The organism is Rhizobium sp. CB3090, from assembly GCF_029714285.1.
Lineage (GTDB): Bacteria > Pseudomonadota > Alphaproteobacteria > Rhizobiales > Rhizobiaceae > Rhizobium.
Genome location: NZ_CP121662.1, coordinates 869,642 through 886,876, shown reverse-complemented (window position 1 = coordinate 886,876; position 17,235 = coordinate 869,642). Strand labels below are relative to the sequence as shown.

Annotated in this window: 22 protein-coding genes and 1 tRNA gene; 7 read left to right on the top strand and 16 right to left on the bottom strand. The window is 59.2% G+C overall.

The window, feature by feature from the left end; all coding sequences use genetic code 11:
• Window positions 1-85: 85 nt before the first annotated feature.
• Window positions 86-298 (bottom strand): hypothetical protein, encoded by a 213-nt coding sequence (locus QA646_RS04355; protein WP_283057812.1) that lies wholly within the window; start codon window positions 296-298, stop codon window positions 86-88.
• A gap of 256 nt (window positions 299-554) precedes the next feature.
• On the opposite strand from QA646_RS04355, the gene QA646_RS04350 reads away from it, so the two are divergent.
• Together QA646_RS04350 and QA646_RS04345 are read left to right on the top strand one after the other, a co-directional pair.
• Window positions 555-947 (top strand): hypothetical protein, encoded by a 393-nt coding sequence (locus tag QA646_RS04350; protein ID WP_283057811.1) that lies wholly within the window; start codon window positions 555-557, stop codon window positions 945-947.
• A gap of 92 nt (window positions 948-1,039) precedes the next feature.
• On the top strand, window positions 1,040-1,732 hold the full coding sequence (locus QA646_RS04345; RefSeq protein WP_283057810.1) for a thermonuclease family protein: 693 nt from the start codon (window positions 1,040-1,042) through the stop codon (window positions 1,730-1,732).
• Between the two features lie 355 nt (window positions 1,733-2,087).
• On the opposite strand, the gene QA646_RS04340 is transcribed toward QA646_RS04345, so the two are convergent.
• Window positions 2,088-2,164 (bottom strand) — tRNA-Pro (locus QA646_RS04340).
• A 113-nt stretch (window positions 2,165-2,277) separates the two neighbouring features.
• Window positions 2,278-2,658, bottom strand: a complete 381-nt coding sequence (locus tag QA646_RS04335) for a BA14K family protein (protein WP_283057809.1) — start codon at window positions 2,656-2,658, stop codon at window positions 2,278-2,280.
• Window positions 2,659-2,837: 179 nt separating this feature from the next.
• On the opposite strand from QA646_RS04335, the gene QA646_RS04330 reads away from it, so the two are divergent.
• Window positions 2,838-3,098, top strand: coding sequence for a hypothetical protein (locus QA646_RS04330; RefSeq protein WP_283057808.1), 261 nt, complete (start codon window positions 2,838-2,840; stop codon window positions 3,096-3,098).
• Window positions 3,099-3,202: 104 nt separating this feature from the next.
• On the opposite strand, the gene QA646_RS04325 is transcribed toward QA646_RS04330, so the two are convergent.
• Window positions 3,203-4,303, bottom strand: a complete 1,101-nt coding sequence (locus QA646_RS04325; protein ID WP_283057807.1) for a porin — start codon at window positions 4,301-4,303, stop codon at window positions 3,203-3,205.
• Between the two features lie 382 nt (window positions 4,304-4,685).
• Here QA646_RS04325 and QA646_RS04320 point away from each other — a divergent pair, with 382 nt between their 5' ends.
• Window positions 4,686-4,973, top strand: coding sequence for a hypothetical protein (locus QA646_RS04320; RefSeq protein WP_283057806.1), 288 nt, complete (start codon window positions 4,686-4,688; stop codon window positions 4,971-4,973).
• Window positions 4,974-5,014: 41 nt separating this feature from the next.
• Here the strand turns inward: QA646_RS04320 and QA646_RS04315 are convergent, their stop codons facing one another.
• From QA646_RS04315 to QA646_RS04290, 6 genes are all read right to left on the bottom strand, one after another.
• Window positions 5,015-5,554, bottom strand: coding sequence for a MerR family transcriptional regulator (locus QA646_RS04315; RefSeq protein WP_283057805.1), 540 nt, complete (start codon window positions 5,552-5,554; stop codon window positions 5,015-5,017).
• Between the two features lie 227 nt (window positions 5,555-5,781).
• Entirely contained in the window at window positions 5,782-6,120 is a 339-nt protein-coding gene (locus tag QA646_RS04310) for an integration host factor subunit alpha (protein ID WP_283057804.1), read from the bottom strand.
• A gap of 107 nt (window positions 6,121-6,227) precedes the next feature.
• A complete protein-coding gene (locus QA646_RS04305) occupies window positions 6,228-7,199 on the bottom strand; it encodes a beta-ketoacyl-ACP synthase III (protein ID WP_283057803.1) in 972 nt (323 codons plus the stop codon).
• Window positions 7,200-7,218: 19 nt separating this feature from the next.
• Window positions 7,219-8,265, bottom strand: coding sequence for a phosphate acyltransferase PlsX (gene plsX / locus QA646_RS04300; protein WP_283057802.1), 1,047 nt, complete (start codon window positions 8,263-8,265; stop codon window positions 7,219-7,221).
• Between the two features lie 102 nt (window positions 8,266-8,367).
• On the bottom strand, window positions 8,368-8,925 hold the full coding sequence (locus tag QA646_RS04295) for a DUF177 domain-containing protein (protein WP_283057801.1): 558 nt from the start codon (window positions 8,923-8,925) through the stop codon (window positions 8,368-8,370).
• Between the two features lie 10 nt (window positions 8,926-8,935).
• A complete protein-coding gene (locus QA646_RS04290; RefSeq protein ID WP_283058964.1) occupies window positions 8,936-9,571 on the bottom strand; it encodes a ubiquinol-cytochrome C chaperone family protein in 636 nt (211 codons plus the stop codon).
• 224 nt (window positions 9,572-9,795) lie between these two features.
• Here QA646_RS04290 and QA646_RS04285 point away from each other — a divergent pair, with 224 nt between their 5' ends.
• A complete protein-coding gene (locus tag QA646_RS04285) occupies window positions 9,796-10,305 on the top strand; it encodes an outer membrane protein assembly factor BamE (RefSeq protein WP_283057800.1) in 510 nt (169 codons plus the stop codon).
• 73 nt (window positions 10,306-10,378) lie between these two features.
• On the opposite strand, the gene QA646_RS04280 is transcribed toward QA646_RS04285, so the two are convergent.
• The 3 genes from QA646_RS04280 to QA646_RS04270 form a co-directional block, all read right to left on the bottom strand.
• Window positions 10,379-12,517 (bottom strand): sodium-translocating pyrophosphatase, encoded by a 2,139-nt coding sequence (locus QA646_RS04280; protein WP_283057799.1) that lies wholly within the window; start codon window positions 12,515-12,517, stop codon window positions 10,379-10,381.
• A 249-nt stretch (window positions 12,518-12,766) separates the two neighbouring features.
• The gene (nusB, locus tag QA646_RS04275; RefSeq protein WP_107107680.1) at window positions 12,767-13,249 is read right to left on the bottom strand and encodes a transcription antitermination factor NusB; all 483 of its coding nucleotides are present in this window, start codon (window positions 13,247-13,249) and stop codon (window positions 12,767-12,769) included.
• Between the two features lie 4 nt (window positions 13,250-13,253).
• Window positions 13,254-13,709, bottom strand: a complete 456-nt coding sequence (locus tag QA646_RS04270; RefSeq protein ID WP_028753307.1) for a 6,7-dimethyl-8-ribityllumazine synthase — start codon at window positions 13,707-13,709, stop codon at window positions 13,254-13,256.
• A 201-nt stretch (window positions 13,710-13,910) separates the two neighbouring features.
• Here QA646_RS04270 and QA646_RS04265 point away from each other — a divergent pair, with 201 nt between their 5' ends.
• Complete coding sequence (locus QA646_RS04265) at window positions 13,911-14,414, top strand: cupin domain-containing protein (RefSeq protein WP_283057798.1); 504 nt, start codon at window positions 13,911-13,913, stop codon at window positions 14,412-14,414.
• 4 nt (window positions 14,415-14,418) lie between these two features.
• Window positions 14,419-14,988 carry a GNAT family N-acetyltransferase gene (locus QA646_RS04260; protein WP_283057797.1) on the top strand — a complete coding sequence of 190 codons (570 nt, stop codon included), beginning with the start codon at window positions 14,419-14,421 and terminating at the stop codon, window positions 14,986-14,988.
• A 38-nt stretch (window positions 14,989-15,026) separates the two neighbouring features.
• On the opposite strand, the gene QA646_RS04255 is transcribed toward QA646_RS04260, so the two are convergent.
• From QA646_RS04255 to nrdR, 3 genes are read right to left on the bottom strand one after another with little or no spacing between them, the layout of a single operon-like run.
• Window positions 15,027-15,647 carry a riboflavin synthase gene (locus QA646_RS04255; RefSeq protein WP_283057796.1) on the bottom strand — a complete coding sequence of 207 codons (621 nt, stop codon included), beginning with the start codon at window positions 15,645-15,647 and terminating at the stop codon, window positions 15,027-15,029.
• Window positions 15,647-16,756 carry a bifunctional diaminohydroxyphosphoribosylaminopyrimidine deaminase/5-amino-6-(5-phosphoribosylamino)uracil reductase RibD gene (ribD, locus tag QA646_RS04250; protein ID WP_283057795.1) on the bottom strand — a complete coding sequence of 370 codons (1,110 nt, stop codon included), beginning with the start codon at window positions 16,754-16,756 and terminating at the stop codon, window positions 15,647-15,649. Before ribD ends, QA646_RS04255 begins: the two co-directional genes overlap by 1 nt.
• A 2-nt stretch (window positions 16,757-16,758) precedes the next feature.
• Window positions 16,759-17,235 (bottom strand): transcriptional regulator NrdR, encoded by a 477-nt coding sequence (gene nrdR / locus QA646_RS04245; RefSeq protein WP_028753312.1) that lies wholly within the window; start codon window positions 17,233-17,235, stop codon window positions 16,759-16,761.

Sequence of the window (17,235 nt, the reverse complement as noted above, 5' to 3'; positions counted from 1 at the left end):
GCGATACGCATTCGAGCAGGCACAATGCGTCATTGCTGCTATGTGAAATCGGCCTAAATCGATGAGATGACTGACGGAAAAGCCGTCAGAGATAGGCTTTTGCAAGCGCGAGGAGCTTTGCATCCTCTTTCACGCCTTGGCGATAGAGCTGAATCATCAGGGCACCGAGGCGTTCGGCCTCCTGGCTGCGGAGGCTGATGCCGCGATCCAGGCAGACAGCATCCAACACCTTTTCCAAACGATCCAAATCGTCGGAAAACAAGGGCAAATCCTGCGGATGAATGGAGGTTTCCAACATGGCGCCGCCTCGTCCGTCGGGCAGCACGCATATACACTCGCCGGTGCCCGTTTGTTAAACCGACGATACAGAAAGTGACTATGCGCCCTGCTCAAAGGCTTGGCAAGCGAGGTTTTGTGGGAATGGCTCTTTATGTTGAAGCGCTGCTGATTCGAAAGAATATGCTCGCAATTCTTACAAGATTACAATTTTAAGTTACACCATCACCAAGCCTTCATCGGTGCCTGACATAAAGAGAGGAAACGGAGGCTTTCTGATGAACAAACGCCTGATCTCGGCGACACTTTGCATGCTTCTGCTCGGCTCTGCGGGCCCGGCCTTTTCGCAATCATTTTCGGGATTGCCGCTGCGTGGTCAGCGGCAGGCTCCCGATGGCTATATCTCCGTACAATCCGGGATATCATTTTCGATCCCGATCACGGATGGCAATGATGAAAAGCAGCAGCAGGATGCGATCAAATCCTTCTATCGCATCGCCGCCAGCAACTGCGCCGTGCTGCTCGACACCATTGCCGACGATTGCCAGATCAGCGGCCTTTCCAGCAATACCGATGTCACCAATATCGACGGCCGGGGCCCGAAGCTGATGGTGCGCGGCCAGGTCACCATGGCCGTCAAGCTGAAACTTGCCGCCGGCGCCGCGAAGTGAATAAGAGTTCCATGTGACCACTCGGCAACGGGAAGCCAACGGATCGGTAAGAAATCTTGGCGATAATTTCCTCGCAATCGAGGAATGAAGCCATGGCAAAAGCGAAACGACGCACGCGGCGCAAGCCACAGCCCAAATCGGGCAATTCGATGTGGCTATGGGGCATGGTCGGTCTGGCGGCCGTCGCCGGCATGTACGCCTATGAGCATCGCCGCGACATGCCTTCGTTGCAGGCCGCTTCACTGCAGGCCTATGCCGGCGCCGCCACTGTTCGGCATGTGCCGCAGGAGGCACCGCTGCCGACTGCCAAGCCGAAGATAAAAACGGCTGCCGTCGCTCCCGAACGTCCGGCTTCGACGCTGCCGGTTCCCCCAAACGCCATTCCCGTCGTCGCCGTGCCGGCGGATCGAATGCTGGCCACAGCCGGACCCGAACGCGCGGGACGATTCGGTCTGTGCGGCGGCGAAAGCGGCATCAACTGTGTCGTCGACGGCAACACCTTTTGGCAGAACGGAATCAAAATCCGCCTGGCGGATATCGATGTCCCTGACATCGAGCCGTCGCATTGTGCGGACGAACGGCAAAAAGCCACCGCCGCGAAGCTGCGGCTGCAAGCCCTTCTCAACAACGACACCTTCGTGCTCTCCGCCAGCGGACGTGGCGACGATCAGCACGGCGGCAAATTCCGCATCGCCATGCGCGCCGGCCGGTCCATCGGCGATCAGTTGGTTGCAGAAGGATTGGCCCGCCGCTGGACGGGACAGGCAACGTCGTGGTGCAGCTAAGTCAGTAGAATTTAAGCTCAAGGGGATAAATGGTCGGGCCAGACTGGACCATTAAAACGGAAAGGCCGAACGATGTTCTCGCCGGCCTTCCTTGCTCCAATCCGATGCTGCCGGTACATCCGCGGTCAGCGATCAGAAGTGGTTCATGAGTGAAGTATGGCGCTTCTGCGAGATTGTGCAATAGGCAAATCGGAGTAGGACGGTCGAAAGACCGCTGCCCTCAGTGCATCGGAAACATCTAAGCCGGGACTGATATCACAAGCGCAGGCATTTCCGAATGCCGCGCTTTGGCTATATTTCCGGCTGCAAATATTTTGGCCAAATCACTCATCTGGGGCTAAGTGATTGATTTTAATGGTCGGGGCGACTGGACTCGAACCAGCGACCCCTTGACCCCCAGTCAAGTGCGCTACCGGGCTGCGCTACGCCCCGACCTGCCGAAAAGGCCTGATCCTGTTAGACTTTCGGGCATGGCTGCGCAAGAGGTAAAATCACAGGTCGGGATAAAAATGGCATCAAGAGCGAGAAAAGTGCTCGCTCCACGATCACCTGCATTCCCGCCGCGGCCCGTGGCTCGGCTGATATGTATTATCCGAGGCGCGGTATGATGGATAGCGGTCTGCGCAGGCCTGCGCATGGCTGTCGTAGTAGCCTTCCGTACGCTGCCTGTCGAAGAGCGTCCCCGTCACGAAGGATTTGAACAGCACTCCACTATCGGAATCATCGTCATAGTAGCCGTCGAAGCCATGGAATTTATGGCCTTCGTGCCAACGGTTATGGTTATGGTGGTCGTGAATCTGGATGATATCAGATTGCTGCGGCATCGAGAGCGCGGGCATGGTAATGGCCCCGGCGGGCACAGCGGCGCCTCCCGCCAGCAATGCACCCAAACCCGCGACCGCTATCGACCTTGTGATCGTTCGCATCTGTGACTCCTTCGAGCTCCAACGGCGGCAGATCCAAGCACATCTGCGTGCAAACCTTGCCGCCGACCACTCCGGCATTACTTCTATATAGTGGCTTCGAGCCACGCTCACAGATGCCCTTCTGCCTTTCTTCTCCAATGGATTTTCTTTGAATAAGAAGTGATTAGAAAGTTACGGCGATGAAGCCCCTGATTGCCTTTCTGCTATGCACGCTGCTGCTTGCCGCATGCACGACGAACGACCAATCGCTGCAGCCGGTTCCCGGCAGCATCACCTATCGCGGCCAGCCGCAATTGAAGCTGACGCAATCGCCTCCGGGCACCCGATTGCAGCATCATTTCGTCAATCAGTGGGGCCAGGATGTCTACGAAACCTACATTATTCAGCCCGATCGCAGTCTGAAGCTTGGCAGTAGAGAAGAGATGACACGGCCGTTCTGACGATGGCGAGACCCGCCAACAAAAAACTCCGCCTCCCGCTTTACCAGCGTTGAGGCGGCGGCAGACCCCGAGATTATCTGCTTTCGGTCGAAGGTCGCTTCCGCTTAGAAATTCCGTTCGAAACGAAGGACGCCGGCGACCGTATCATCATTGATGAAGTCATAATGCATGTAGGTCACCTCCGGTTCGATGAGCAGGTTCTTGACCGGATTGAACTTGAGGTTGGTGGTGGCCTCGAAAATCTTCGAGTCGGTATAGGCGAGCTGCAGGTTCCACTTCAGCTTTTCATTGATGGGCACGCCCAAGCCGCCCCACACGGCCCAATCACCCCAGCCGCACTTTGCCCCGTGAACGATACCGTCTGACGTCGTGCATGCCGATTCATTCTGATAGGAGCCGGCATACTGGTTGAGCTTATCGCCATCCGTGTTCCAACCGCCCATCAGAAACGCTTCCACGCCGCCGAACTTGGCATCGATGCGCGCCTTGATGGCGCCCTCCTCGACGATAGAGTCATAACCGCCGACGACTTTGAAGCCGAGGGTGTCCGTCTTGTAGCCGAAACCGGCGACAACATTTGGCCCATAGTGGTCGGCCTTCGAGGTCACCCAGGCGCCGCCATAGCTATCCGAATCCGAGGTCGAATTGCTGTCTTCCAGCGAAATGACACCGGTGAAGCCGTTGCCGGCGTCATAATTGTACGTCAACTGGTTGAGCTCATACGGGCCGTCATAGATCGCATCGTCGTTGATGACGTCGCCGGCATAACCGGCATAGAGGTTATACTGCGAATCGAGCTTGCCGACGGTAAAACCGCCAAGGCTGATATTGGCAAACAGCAGCTTCGAAGCGGTATCGCCTCCATCGTTCCATTCCCAGCGCAGGATAAGATTTGTCTTCAGAGGACCGTATTCCGTGTCCGTCGCCGTATCGAAATTGAGTTCCGCGCGGTCGTGCCAGAGCGTGCCGACCCTGCTCTTCGGATTATAGGCGTCATACCATTCGCCTTCAGTGCGGATTTTGCCGCCGATCTTGAGGCAGGTTTCCTTGCCGGGAATGAAGAAATAGCCGGTGCCATAGGCATCGCAAATGCGCACATATTGCAAAGGCTCCGGCTCTGCCGCAACGATGGCGTCTGCCGCATGCGCACCGCTCACCGTTGCCAATGCGGCCGCGGAGCCGAGAAAAAGGCTCTTGATGTTCATGGTGTCTCCATTCGAATATCCATCAGTATGGGCTTTACGGCGGATGATATCGGACCGCTCCATAACCTGATTTAAATCCCCTTACGGTGAGGACGGCGCAATGAAGCTGGACCCGGCACAGCGAGCTTGCAAGTTAATAAGCAAAGCAAATTAATCGTCACATTAACGTCGAACGCCATATGTGACGAAAATAACACTTACGTTTGCTCGGACATCTGGCAGTTGCTCGATTAAGGCGCTTGAAAGCTGCTCCGCTTCGCACGAGGCGTATTTTAGTCGTATTGAATGATGGCAATAAATAAATACAATCCACCGCTCCGGTTACGATGTCTGCGGTAACCGCAATGGTGGTAGCAGATGCCTAGATCAGCGGGAAAAGCCCATGTTTTTCAGAATTCTAAGCATATCTCTCCTTAGCATCGGCATGGTCACCACGGCGATGGCGGCGTCAAGCGGCCACGGAGCTGGCGGCGATCGTGGTGGTTGGGGCGACAGTCCGGGCGCGGACGACCCCGGCAATTATCGCAACACCATTGTCGGTGATCACTACACGAGCGACGCAGAGGAAAAAGACCCGAACGCATGCTGGACGCTGCCCCGCTCCGCCGATGGCAAATCGATCGTTGCGCCGAGCGAGGCCAATCCCATCGTCCCTCGCAGATGTAACTGAGCCAGAGAAGCAGACTATTCGTTTTTCAGGTCGCCGCGATCTTACCGCACCTGGTCGAGCAGCCGCTTGCATTCCAGCAGGTCGTAAAGCGTTTCCTGCAGCAGCGCCCGATCTTCCTTGCCGACGCTCGACTTGCCGATCGAAACATCGGGAGCCTCGTCTTCACCGCTGACAAAGTTGAAGAAGCGACGGCTGATCGGCGCCTTGGGACGGCCGACGATTTGGTCGTCGTCGGGAGATCCGACGCGCGGCTCGACTACTGCTGGCTCCTGCGCAGTGGCAAGCGCCTCGACGCTCGCGAGATCGCCATGGCCGACGGCGATGACGAATTTATTGCCATTGGTCTTCAGAAGCTTCTGAACGCCTTTGATCGTATAGCCATGGTCATAGAGCAGATGGCGAATGCCGTTCAGCAGATCGACGTCTTCCGGGCGATAGTAGCGGCGGCCGCCGCCGCGCTTCATCGGCTTGATCTGCGGGAAACGGGTTTCCCAGAAACGCAGGACATGCTGCGGCAGATCAAGGTCTTCCGCGACTTCGCTGATCGTGCGAAATGCATCCGGGCTCTTGTCCATCGTCATACTCCCACACCATGACTCCGCCACTCAGGCCAGATCATGCGAAACCGCATATCCGCACCGCAGCTCATCGCGATACGACTCATCATATTTCAACGGTTTGCCGGGAGAAATTCAAGTCGCCTCTTCAGCTCTTTCACAAGCAAGCCGAAAAATAACCGCGAATAGTCCGAAAAAGCAGCGCGGCCGAAGCGCGCGACACCGGCCCCGCCAGGATCTGCTTTGGTGAATCAGGAAACGGGATTTGCCGGCCGGGCTTTCGCCTTGCGGCTGGTATGGGCTTTCAGAATACGCGTCTTGAGGACGTTCGATGCCTTGAACGTCATGACACGGCGCGGAGAGATGGGTACTTCCTCGCCGGTCTTCGGATTTCGGCCGATACGCTCGTTCTTGTCGCGCACCTGAAACGTCGCGAAGGAGGAGAGTTTTACAGTTTCGCCACGCACGATGGCGTTGCAAATTTCGTCGATTACCGTTTCAACCAGTTCCGCCGACTCAGTCCGGGACAGGCCGACTTTCCGGAATACCGACTCTGCCAAGTCCGCGCGCGTCACTGTCTTGCCAGTCATAGTTCCCCGCCCATATTGCTACGTAATTATATCTAAGCTGCAAGAGACTATTGCCCTTGCACCAAACGGTCAAGCTCTTGTTAGGAATCGGATTTTAGAGACGCAGCCTACCAGCGAAGCAGGACGGCACCCCAGGTAAAACCGCCGCCCATGGCTTCCAGCATTACCAGATCGCCCTTCTTGATCCGGCCGTCACCTGCCGCAACGGCAAGCGCGAGCGGGATTGACGCTGCTGACGTGTTGCCATGAAGATCCACGGTAACCACAACCTTCTCGGGAGCAATTCCGAGCTTTTTGGCCGAGCCGTCGATAATACGGCGGTTCGCCTGATGCGGCACCAGCCAGTCGAGATCGTCGGCTGTCACCCTTGCCGCTTCGAAGGTGGCCTGGATGACATCGGTGATCATGCCGACGGCATGTTTGAACACTTCCCGACCCGCCATGTGCAGCACGCCGACCGTTCCTGTCGAGGAGGGGCCCCCATCGACGTAAAGTTTGTCCTTATGCGCACCGTCGGAGCGCAGGCTTGCCGTCAGCACGCCGCGATCGCTGCTGGCGCCGGTCCCCTCGCCTGCCTCGAGGATCAGCGCGCCGGCGCCGTCGCCGAAGAGGACGCAGGTCGTGCGGTCCGTCCAGTCGAGAATGCGGGAGAATGTTTCGGCGCCGATGACGAGCACGCGCTTGGCTATACCGCCGCGGATGTAGGCGTCGGCTGTCGTCACCGCATAGACGAAGCCAGAGCAGACGGCCTGGACATCGAAGGCGAAGCCATGATGCATGCCAAGACGGTTCTGGATGTTCACCGCGGTGGCGGGAAAGGTGTTGTCCGGTGTCGAGGTGGCGACGATGATCAGATCGATATCGTCAGCCGTCAGGCCGGCATTGGCAAGGGCCGCCCGCGCCGCCTGCTCGCCGAGCGAGGCGGTGGTCTCGCCGTCGCCGGCAATATAACGCTGCCGGATGCCGGTGCGCTGGACAATCCAGTCATCGCTCGTGTCGACGACTTGCTCCATCTCGCGATTGGTCATGGCGCGCTTGGGAAGCGCCGATCCAAATCCGCGAACAACTGAACGGATCATTCTTGTTATACCCCGTCGCTCATGCCGCTTCCGGTCCGATCGGCGGCTGCCGTTTGGCATGATATTTTTTCAGATCGTTGTCGATTTTTTGGGTCAAGCCATTCTTGGCCATGTCATAGCCGACATCGATGGCGGCCGCGAAGGCCTCGACATTGGCGCCGCCATGGCTCTTGATGACGATACCGTTGAGACCGAGGAAGACGCCGCCATTGACCTTGCTCGGATCAAGCTTCTCGCGCAGCAGGTCGAAGGCGCCCTTGGCGAAGATGTAGCCGATGCGGGCCAGCAGCGTACGTGTCATGGCGGCGCGCAGATAAGCACCGATCTGCTTTGCCGTACCCTCCGCCGCCTTCAATGCGATATTGCCGGAAAACCCCTCCGTCACCACCACATCGACCGTGCCCTTGCCGATATCGTCACCCTCGACGAAGCCGAAATATTCGAGCGATTCGAGGTTGGCTTCGCGGATCAGGCGGCCGGCTTCCTTGACGTCCTCCTGACCCTTGATTTCTTCGACGCCGACATTGAGGAGGCCAATGGTCGGTCGATCGATTTCGAAGAGCGCGCGCGCCATGGCACCGCCCATCAGAGCGAAATCCAGCAACTGCTGCGAATCGGCGCCGATGGTCGCGCCGACATCGAGCACGATGCTTTCGCCTCGCAGCGTCGGCCAGATCGCGGCGATCGCCGGGCGCTCGATATTGGCCATGGTGCGCAGGCAGAATTTCGCCATGGCCATCAGCGCACCGGTATTGCCAGCGGAAACGACGACATCGGCGTCGCCGACCTTGACCGCCTCGATCGAGCGCCACATGCTGGATATATAGCGGCCGCGGCGCAGGGCCTGGCTCGGCTTTTCATCCATGCTGATGGCGACATCGCACTCGTGGAAGACGGACTTTTCCCGAAGTTTCGGATATTTGCCGAGGATCGTTTCGCAACGATCCTTCATACCGTACATTATGAATGTAATATCGGGATGCCTATCCAGCGCCTTGGCCGCGCCGGGAATGACAACCTCAGGGCCGAAGTCGCCACCCATTAGGTCAAGAGAAATTCTGATCACGCGTCCCTAGTCCTTTTTGTCCGCCGGGCCCGGCGAATTTGGCGTCAAAATACCGGTTTCTCCTCGCGTTACAACTGAATTGTGTTCAATTGCCAGAGGGGTCTATTCCTTTTTCCAGTCTTTCAGGACAGCGAAAGGCGACGGCTTCTTGTCATCTTCGCCACTGTCCTCGACGTGGCCTTCGAACTCGACACCGGGCTTGCGCGGATAGGGATCGATGGCAAGGGCGGCAAATTCGGCGACGACGGCACCGGCATCGATCGTATCGCCGGTGAAGGTTTCCGGAAGATCCGGGCCGTCGGGGTCGAGCACCATTTCGCCGGCATCCACGGCCGGCGACCGCGCCAGCTTCGAATCCTCGGGAATGAAAATATGCTCGAAATCCTCGTCGATCTCCGATTCGACCGGCTCCAGTGTGACCACGCAGGCCTGGACGATCTTCGCGCGAACATTGCCCTTGATGCGGATGCCATCGCGCTTCCAGCGGGAAATCTTCAGTTCCGCCGAGAGCTTCTCGACAGAAAGCACATCCCAGAGCGCAGCCAGGCCGGCAAGTTCCCTCTTGTCGGCTTCGAGATGCACGTCCACCGGGTTGGCGGAGATATGACCGACCTTCACGAGATAGGAAAAGGGCGTTTCGTCGGAGTTGGGTCTTTTCATTTTTTGTCTCCTAAGGTGCGTCTTCGCCGATCTGAGATGCGGTCTTGCCGATCTGTGGCGGCTGCGGGAGCGTTGCGGAGCCGGTGGCGATCTCGGTTTCCGCAGTTCCTGACAGATGCGCCTCGGCAGTCATCATCCAATCCGCCAGGCCGATCATCGAGGGAGCTCCCTCGCCTGCCTTGGGATAGATATTACGCCGTAGCGCGGCGGCCAGTGCGCTGCGGTCGTTCCCGTCCATCGCCGCGGCGTAGCTTTCCAGCCGCCCGTAAAACATGCCCGCCAGTTTCTTCATCCGCTTCGGCACACTGTTGTCGCCGATTCCGAGCTCCCGGATGGAGTAATCGATATCCTCAAAAAAGGCATCGACGATTTCCTGCGCAAGCTCCTGGCCGCTGGTTTCGGACGAACGCGTCCGGCGGAAAAACAGGATCATCACCGCCGACAGCAGCTCGAAACGGCCCATGACCGTATCCGGCACGTCATAATCCGTATAAAAAACCGGCAAGCGCGCGATGGAGGTCAAGGCGTCATATTGCCTGACGACGATGATCTGGTTGTGATTTCTTTTGCGGAAGAGCCCAAAAATCATGAAAATTCCCGGAATTGGCTCATTCTGAGCGCCCCGTTGCACTTGGCCTTGTTGCATCCACTTGAAAGCTGGTTTACCGAAGCAGGCGCGAATTGCAATGCCGTTTGTGCCCGCTTCAAAGGTCCCGCCCCAAGCCGTCGTCACTCCCGTGCATGATTGGTTATGAAGAGTGCCGAACAACATCGCTGTGTCTTCTCCAATCGCGGAAAGGCCACAATGATGTGCACAGCAAGGTCATATCGGCCGCTCGGCCATCGGTTTGATTCATTAGGGGAGATGAGATGTCGTTGACGAGACGGTATTTCAAGTCTGACAGGACTTTCATCAGCAGTGCCGCTATCGCTCTGGTGATTGCCACCGCGGGGCTCGCGGGCTGCCAGACCAGCGAGGTCATGAACAACGGCTACATCTTCGACCAGCAATCGCTCAATCTCGTGCCTGTCGGCTCGAGCCGCGAGCAGGTGCTGCTTTCGCTCGGCACCCCGTCGACGACGGCGACCTTCGATGGCGAAGTCTTCTATTACATCTCCCAGAAGCGCACGCGCGCCGCGGCCTTCATGAAGCCGAAGCTGGTCGATCAGAACATCCTGGCGATCTATTTCGACAAGGACGGCGTGGTGAAGCAGGAAGCCAACTACACGCTGAAGGACGGCAAGGTCTTCGACATGATCAGCCGCACGACGCCGACCGGCGGTCGCGACATGACCTTCCTGCAACAAATCCTGCAGGGCGGCGGCAACGGCATCAACGGGGCGAAGAACTTCCTCAACAACCTTAACGCCGGCCAATAAGCAGGCGAGATCACATCAAAAAACCCGCGAAGCTCAGGCTTCGCGGGTTTTTTCGTTTGTATGACTCTCGCTTTTATGCGGCGAGAATGGCAAGCAGCAGCAGCGCGACGATATTGGTGATCTTGATCGCCGGGTTGACGGCGGGGCCGGCCGTGTCCTTGTAGGGATCGCCGACGGTATCGCCCGTGACGGAAGCCTTGTGCGCCTCCGAACCCTTCAGGTGACGCATGCCGTCCTTGTCGACAAAACCGTCTTCGAAGCTCTTCTTGGCATTGTCCCAGGCACCGCCGCCCGACGTCATGGAAATGGCGACGAAAAGGCCGTTGATGATGACGCCCAGCAGGGAGGCACCGAGCGCAGCAAAGGCCGACGCCTTCGAGCCGGAGATCAGCAATACGCCGAAATAGACGACGATCGGCGCCAATACCGGCAGCAGCGACGGAATGATCATCTCACGAATGGCGGCCTTGGTCAGAAGGTCGACGGCGCGACCGTAATCGGGACGCTCAGTACCCTTCATGATACCCGGCTTTTCGCGGAACTGCTTGCGCACCTCCTCGACGATCGCGCCGGCCGCACGGCCGACGGCCGTCATGGCAATACCACCGAAAAGATACGGAATCAGGCCGCCAAACAACAGGCCGGCGACGACATAAGGGTTGGAGAGATCGAAGGAGATCGTGCCCACATCTTTGAAATAAGGGAACAGATCGCCATGGGCTGCGAAATATTTCAGGTCGTTCGAATAGGCGGCGAAGAGCACCAGTGCGCCTAGGCCGGCCGAGCCGATGGCATAGCCTTTCGTCACCGCCTTGGTGGTGTTGCCGACCGCATCCAGCGCGTCGGTCGATTTGCGCACTTCCGGCGGAAGATGAGACATTTCGGCGATGCCGCCGGCATTGTCGGTGACCGGACCGAAGGCGTCGAGCGCAACGATCATGCCGGCGAGGCCGAGCATGGCCGTGACCGCAATGCCGATGCCGAACAGGCCGCCGAGCTGATAGGTGGCCAGAATGCCGCCGACGATGACGATGGCCGGCAGCGCCGTCGATTCGAGCGAAACGGCGAGGCCCTGGATGACGTTGGTGCCATGGCCGGTGACCGAGGCCTGGGCGATGGAATTGACCGGGCGTTTGTTGGTGCCGGTATAATATTCCGTGATGACGACGATCAGCGCCGTGACGACCAGGCCGAGGATACCGCAGATGAACAGCCTCGTGCCCGTGACATCGAAACCTGTGATGGCACCGAGCGAACCCCAGCCGACGGTCAGCGAGGTGGCGACCGCGAGACCGATGATCGACAGGAGGCCCGTGGCGATCAGGCCCTTGTAGAGCGCGCCCATGATCGAGCCGTTTGCGCCAAGCTTGACGAAGAAAGTGCCGATGATCGAGGTGATGATGCAGGTGCCGCAGACCGCCAGCGGATAGATCATGGCCGAGGCGAGGATCGGCGTGCCGGCGAAGAAGATCGCGGCAAGAACCATGGTCGCCACGACGGAGACCGCATAGGTTTCGAAGAGGTCGGCGGCCATGCCGGCGCAGTCGCCGACATTGTCGCCGACATTGTCGGCGATGGTCGCGGGATTGCGCGGATCGTCTTCCGGAATGCCGGCTTCCACCTTGCCGACGAGATCGCCGCCGACATCGGCGCCCTTGGTGAAGATACCGCCGCCGAGACGGGCGAAGATCGAAATCAACGAAGCGCCGAAGCCGAGCGCCACCAGCGCATCGATAACATCGCGCGAGCCCGGCTCATGGCCGAGAATAGTGGTCAGCACATAGAAATAGATGGAGACGCCGAGCAAAGCGAGGCCGGCGACCAGCATGCCGGTGATGGCGCCCGACTTGAAAGCGATGTCAAGACCGGCCGACAGGCTATGCGAGGAGGCCTGCGCAGTGCGGACATTGGCGCGCACGGAGACATGCATGCCGATGAACCCGGCGGAACCCGACAGAATAGCGCCGATCAGGAACCCGATGGCGGCTTCGCCCGACAGGAGCAGCCAGGCCAAGATGAAAACGATGATGCCGACAATGGCAATGGTTCTGTATTGACGTGCCAGATAGGCTTGCGCGCCTTCTCGAATATAGCCTGCGATTTCCTTCATGCGTGCACTGCCCTGGTCGGCTGATAGCACCGACCGGGTTGCCCAGACGGCGTAGATCACCGAGAGCAGTCCGCACGCGATCACTCCTAAAAGAATCGACATTTCGCTTTTTCCCTCCAAAAAAGCCGGCGGTTCACTCCCCCTCCGGCCGCCTGCGACAACGGCCAGCCCCCTCCTCCCAAGGGGGTCGGCAAATGTGCAAGGCGAGATTGCGTTTGGGAAAACGTCGCGTCAAGACCGCCAGCGGGTAAAACACCCGATGGAGGTTCAAAAGAATGTCGCTTGCTGAAATCAGGCGCGAGCGAAGGAAACGAAAGCGGTGGGAACAAGCACCGGCGCTGACGTGGACCCTTATTTCTTGGCTTCGCCGCGGACCTGCTTGGCGATTCGATCGAGCACAGCGTTGACGAGCTTCGGCTCATCCTCCTCAAAGAAGGCGTGAGCGATCTCGACATATTCGGTGACGATGACCGGGACCGGCACGTCCTTGCGGTCGAGAAGCTCGAAGGTGCCGGCGCGCAGGATGGCGCGCACGGTGCTGTCGAGGCGCGACAGTGCCCAATCGTCCTGCAGAGCAGAGCCGATCAGCGGGTCGAGCCGGGTCTGCTCGCGCACGACGCCGGAGACGATGGAGCGGAACCAGGATGCGTCGGCCTTCAAATAGGTCTCGCCGTCCAGCTCCTGCCCGAGACGGTGTGCCTCATATTCGGCCACTACCTCCAACACGCCGGTACCGCCGATATCCATCTGATAGAGCGCCTGAACTGCGGCAAGGCGTGCCGCCCCGCGCTGGTTCGCGGTCTTTGCCGGTCGCTCGTTATCCTGATTGCTCATGAATTTATGCACCCAACTTTTGTTTCAGCGCGATCATCGTCAGCGCTGCACGGGCGGCGAAACCGCCCTTGTCCTTGTCCGAACGGCGCGCACGCACCCAGGCCTGATCGTCATTTTCGACCGTCAGGATTCCGTTGCCGATCGCCAGAGATTCGCTGACGGCCAGATCCATCAGCGCACGCGAGGATTCGTTGGAGACGATATCGAAATGATAGGTCTCGCCGCGGATGACCATGCCGAGGGCGACATAGCCGTCATATTCGGTCCCACCATTATCGGCACCGTCAAGCGCCATGGCGATGGCGGCCGGGATCTCGAGGGCGCCGGGCACGGTGACGACGTCATAGGTCGCGCCGGCTTCTTCGAGCGCGGTCTTGGCGCCGTCGAGAAGAGCGTCGGCCATGTCATCGTAGAAGCGGGCTTCGACGATGAGGATGTGGGCATTGGTAGAGCTGGACATACGTCACCTGCTAAATGAGAGGGGCGGGCAGCACCTTGATTAAGGGCGGGTCAAACCACGGCAGGCCGCGCTTGGCAAGTGTTTTTGGATGCCTGCGCCGATTCTAATCCCGATTTGAGGAACATTGATCCGTGCCAGAAATTGTATCTTCCGCCAGCTCACTCGCTTCGATAAGAATTTGAGCTGGCAGGGAGGAACCTGATGACAGAGAAAACCAGACATGCTGTCAACCTTGGCGCGCTGCAGCTCGATCATTGGCGGCAGGGAGATTTTTTTGCGGGCAGCGATGTCTCCTTCGGCGCACTGCTCGGGCTGAAGGATCTCGGCATCAGCTATAATGAAGTGCCGCCCGGCAAATCCGGTTGTCCATTTCACAATCATCACGTCGAAGAAGAACTCTTCGTCATTCTCGACGGCGAAGGCGAATATCGCTTCGGGAGCGAGCGTATTCCGGTCGCGAAGGGCGATGTATTGGGAGCACCCGCCGGCGGCCATGAAACAGCCCACCAGCTCATCAATATCGGCCCGGGCGTGCTGATCTATCTCGCCATTTCGACCAAAGCCCGAACGGAGATTGTCGAATATCCCGACTCCGGCAAGTTCATGGCAAAAACCAATCGAGCCGGCCACGCGCCGCGGCGCTTCAGCTTCATTGGGCGCGAAGGCGACGCCGTGGATTATTGGGATGGCGAACCGGGAGCATAAACGGATGCACATGAATGCAGAAATGGCAGACAAGAAGGAAGCCGCTCCCGCCATGACCATGATTCCGACGCTGATGACCGAACGCCTCATCCTCCGCTCCCATCGATTGGAGGACTTCGAAGACTATACGGCCTTCTGGTCGCAGGAGGATCTTGTCCGCTATATCGGCGGCGAGACCTCGACGCGCGAACAGGCCTGGTCGCGCCTGTTGCGTTATGCCGGCATGTGGCATCATCTGGGTTTCGGCTTCTTCGCTGTCGAAGAGCGTCGCAGCGGTCGCTTCATCGGCGAAGTCGGTTTTCTCGACCTGCATCGCGACATGAAACCGACCACCACAGAAGGCACATTGGAAGCCGGTTGGGGGATTACGCCGGCGCTGCAGGGCAAAGGCTACGCGACGGAAGCCGTCAGCGCGGCGATCGCCTGGGCCGAAGACACTTTCCCAGGCCGACGCATGACCTGCATCATCGATCCGGCAAACAGGCCATCGCAGCGGGTCGCCGAAAAGGTCGGCTTCCGCCGGATCGGCGAAGTGTTCTACAAGGACAAGCCCAACATCATGTTCGAGCGGTAACGTCGGAACCGACGGAGACTGTCAGGCACCGTCTCGGATCAGCTTTCTCGGGCCGTCGGGAACTCCGCCAGCCTTGCCGCATAGCGGGCCATAGTGTCGACTTCGAAATTGACGAAATCGCCGGCCTTGCGTTCGCCCCAGGTCGTGACCTCCAGCGTGTGGCGGATCAGGAGTACGTCGAAATCAGTGCCGTCGACGGCGTTGACCGTCAGCGACGTGCCGTCGAGCGCGATCGAGCCCTTAGGTGCGACGAATTTGGCGAGATGGGAGGGAGCACGCAGGCGGAAGCGGGTGGCGTCGCCTTCCGTCGTCACAGACAGGATCTCCGCCTTGCCGTCGACATGGCCGGAGACGATATGGCCGCCGAGCTCATCGCCGATCTTCAGCGAGCGTTCGAGATTGATATTGCTGCCGGCTTCCCAGGTGCCGATGGTGGTCAGCCGCAGGGCTTCCTCCCAGGCCTCCACCTCGAACCAGCGGCCATTGCTGCCGGCTTCGGGCAGGCCCGTCACCGTCAGGCAAATCCCGGAATGGGAGATCGAGGCACCCATATCGATCGTTGCCGGATCGTAATTGGTGGCGACGCGCAGCTTGATGCCTTCCTTGAGGGGGGAAACGGATTCGACCTTGCCGATATCGGTGACAATTCCGGTAAACATCAAAAACCTCTTTCAAATTCGTCGCAGCGATCATCGCCAAACCGGCTCGCGCGGATATGCCTGAAACTCGATGGGATATTGGTTTTCGTGATCGGCGATTCAATACCGCCCTCGCCGATCGTAGCCGGTCCCTGGAACAGAAGGATGCGGTCGACGAGATCGGTAGCGAGGAAGCGTTGCGCCGTCCTTGCGCCGCCTTCAACCAATAGAGAGGAGATGCCGCGCGTTCCCAGCGCCTCAAGCAGTTCTCCCGGTTCGCCGGAACTGGATTGCAGCACTTCAGCGCCCGCGGCATCGAGCGCAGCGCGGCGGTCCAGGAAGGCCTTGTCGATATTCACATCAAAGGGCGGCGGATCACCGGCGACGATGATGAGGCCATACTGAGGTGCCGTCTTCACGAGCTTGCTGCCGAGCGGAAGCTGAAGCTGATCGTCGATGACGATGCGCAATGGGCTACGGCTTTCCAGCCCCGGGAGACGGCAGGTCAATTCCGGATCGTCTGCTATCGCCGTGCCGATCCCGACGAGAATGCCATCGCTTTCGGCTCTGAGTACCTGCACCTGGGCGCGGGCGATATCGCCGGTGATGCGAACCTGCCCTTCGCCTGTCTTGCCGATCATCCCGTCTGCGGAAACAGCAAGTTTGAGAGTCACATAAGGCCGGTTTTTCGTCTGGCGCGTGAGGTAGCCGGCAAGCGCGCGCCTGCCTTCCTCTTCGAGAATACCGGCATCGACCTCGATCCCGGCATCCCGCAGCAGCGCGATGCCGCGGCCGGAAACGCGTTGGTCGGGATCGGTGACGCTGATGACGACGCGGGCGACGCCGTAGGCGATGAGCGCCTCGGCGCAGGGCGGTGTCTTGCCGTGGTGGGAACAAGGTTCGAGCGAGACGTAGGCCGTGGCCCCCCTCGCCGCTTCGCCGGCCTCGGCCAAAGCCTGCGGCTCGGCATGCGGCCTGCCGCCAAGCGCAGTCACGGCGCTGCCGATGACGGCACCATCCTTGACGATCAGGCATCCGACGGATGGGTTGGTGGAGGTAAGCCCCAGATGCGTGCGCGACAGGCGGATCGCCGCGGCCATAAAACGCTCGTCTTCAGGCCGCAGCGCCATGGTCAGGGGTCCAGCGGATCGCGGGCGATCTTGGCGTTGATCTCGGTGATCACCTGCTCGAAATCCTCCGCATGCGAGAAATCGCGATAGACGGAAGCGTAGCGCACGAAGGCGACATCGTCGAGGCTCTTCAAGGCTTCAAGCACCTGCAGGCCGATCTGCTCCGAACTGATTTCCGTCTCGCCGGAGCTTTCCAGACGGCGGACAATGCCGGAGACGGCACGTTCGATACGATCTCGGTCGACAGGGCGTTTGCGCAGCGCGATTTCGAAGGAGCGTACCAACTTGTCCCGATCGAAAGGCACCTTGCGGCCGGTCTTCTTGATGACCATCAGCTCGCGAAGTTGCACGCGCTCGAAGGTTGTGAAGCGGCCGCCGCAATCCGGACAAATACGCCGACGGCGGATGGACGTATTGTCCTCCGCCGGGCGTGAATCCTTGACCTGGGTATCTTCCGAACCGCAATAAGGGCAGCGCAT

What these genes read in the sequence shown, in the direction of transcription:
- QA646_RS04285 (WP_283057800.1), top strand. Translation starts at nt 9,796, where the DNA reads ATGTCGTTGACGAGACGGTATTTCAAGTCTGACAGGACTTTCATCAGC.
- QA646_RS04330 (WP_283057808.1), top strand. Translation starts at nt 2,838, where the DNA reads ATGAAGCCCCTGATTGCCTTTCTGCTATGCACGCTGCTGCTTGCCGCA.
- QA646_RS04295 (WP_283057801.1), bottom strand. Translation starts at nt 8,925, where the DNA reads ATGAAAAGACCCAACTCCGACGAAACGCCCTTTTCCTATCTCGTGAAG.
- ribD (WP_283057795.1), bottom strand. Translation starts at nt 16,756, where the DNA reads ATGGCGCTGCGGCCTGAAGACGAGCGTTTTATGGCCGCGGCGATCCGC.
- QA646_RS04290 (WP_283058964.1), bottom strand. Translation starts at nt 9,571, where the DNA reads ATGCAACAAGGCCAAGTGCAACGGGGCGCTCAGAATGAGCCAATTCCG.
- QA646_RS04270 (WP_028753307.1), bottom strand. Translation starts at nt 13,709, where the DNA reads ATGTCCAGCTCTACCAATGCCCACATCCTCATCGTCGAAGCCCGCTTC.
- QA646_RS04335 (WP_283057809.1), bottom strand. Translation starts at nt 2,658, where the DNA reads ATGCGAACGATCACAAGGTCGATAGCGGTCGCGGGTTTGGGTGCATTG.
- QA646_RS04355 (WP_283057812.1), bottom strand. Translation starts at nt 298, where the DNA reads ATGTTGGAAACCTCCATTCATCCGCAGGATTTGCCCTTGTTTTCCGAC.
- nusB (WP_107107680.1), bottom strand. Translation starts at nt 13,249, where the DNA reads ATGAGCAATCAGGATAACGAGCGACCGGCAAAGACCGCGAACCAGCGC.
- QA646_RS04325 (WP_283057807.1), bottom strand. Translation starts at nt 4,303, where the DNA reads ATGAACATCAAGAGCCTTTTTCTCGGCTCCGCGGCCGCATTGGCAACG.
- QA646_RS04310 (WP_283057804.1), bottom strand. Translation starts at nt 6,120, where the DNA reads ATGACTGGCAAGACAGTGACGCGCGCGGACTTGGCAGAGTCGGTATTC.
- QA646_RS04350 (WP_283057811.1), top strand. Translation starts at nt 555, where the DNA reads ATGAACAAACGCCTGATCTCGGCGACACTTTGCATGCTTCTGCTCGGC.
- QA646_RS04260 (WP_283057797.1), top strand. Translation starts at nt 14,419, where the DNA reads ATGCACATGAATGCAGAAATGGCAGACAAGAAGGAAGCCGCTCCCGCC.
- QA646_RS04345 (WP_283057810.1), top strand. Translation starts at nt 1,040, where the DNA reads ATGGCAAAAGCGAAACGACGCACGCGGCGCAAGCCACAGCCCAAATCG.
- QA646_RS04280 (WP_283057799.1), bottom strand. Translation starts at nt 12,517, where the DNA reads ATGTCGATTCTTTTAGGAGTGATCGCGTGCGGACTGCTCTCGGTGATC.
- QA646_RS04255 (WP_283057796.1), bottom strand. Translation starts at nt 15,647, where the DNA reads ATGTTTACCGGAATTGTCACCGATATCGGCAAGGTCGAATCCGTTTCC.
- QA646_RS04315 (WP_283057805.1), bottom strand. Translation starts at nt 5,554, where the DNA reads ATGACGATGGACAAGAGCCCGGATGCATTTCGCACGATCAGCGAAGTC.
- nrdR (WP_028753312.1), bottom strand. Translation starts at nt 17,235, where the DNA reads ATGCGCTGCCCTTATTGCGGTTCGGAAGATACCCAGGTCAAGGATTCA.
- QA646_RS04320 (WP_283057806.1), top strand. Translation starts at nt 4,686, where the DNA reads ATGTTTTTCAGAATTCTAAGCATATCTCTCCTTAGCATCGGCATGGTC.
- QA646_RS04265 (WP_283057798.1), top strand. Translation starts at nt 13,911, where the DNA reads ATGACAGAGAAAACCAGACATGCTGTCAACCTTGGCGCGCTGCAGCTC.
- QA646_RS04305 (WP_283057803.1), bottom strand. Translation starts at nt 7,199, where the DNA reads ATGATCCGTTCAGTTGTTCGCGGATTTGGATCGGCGCTTCCCAAGCGC.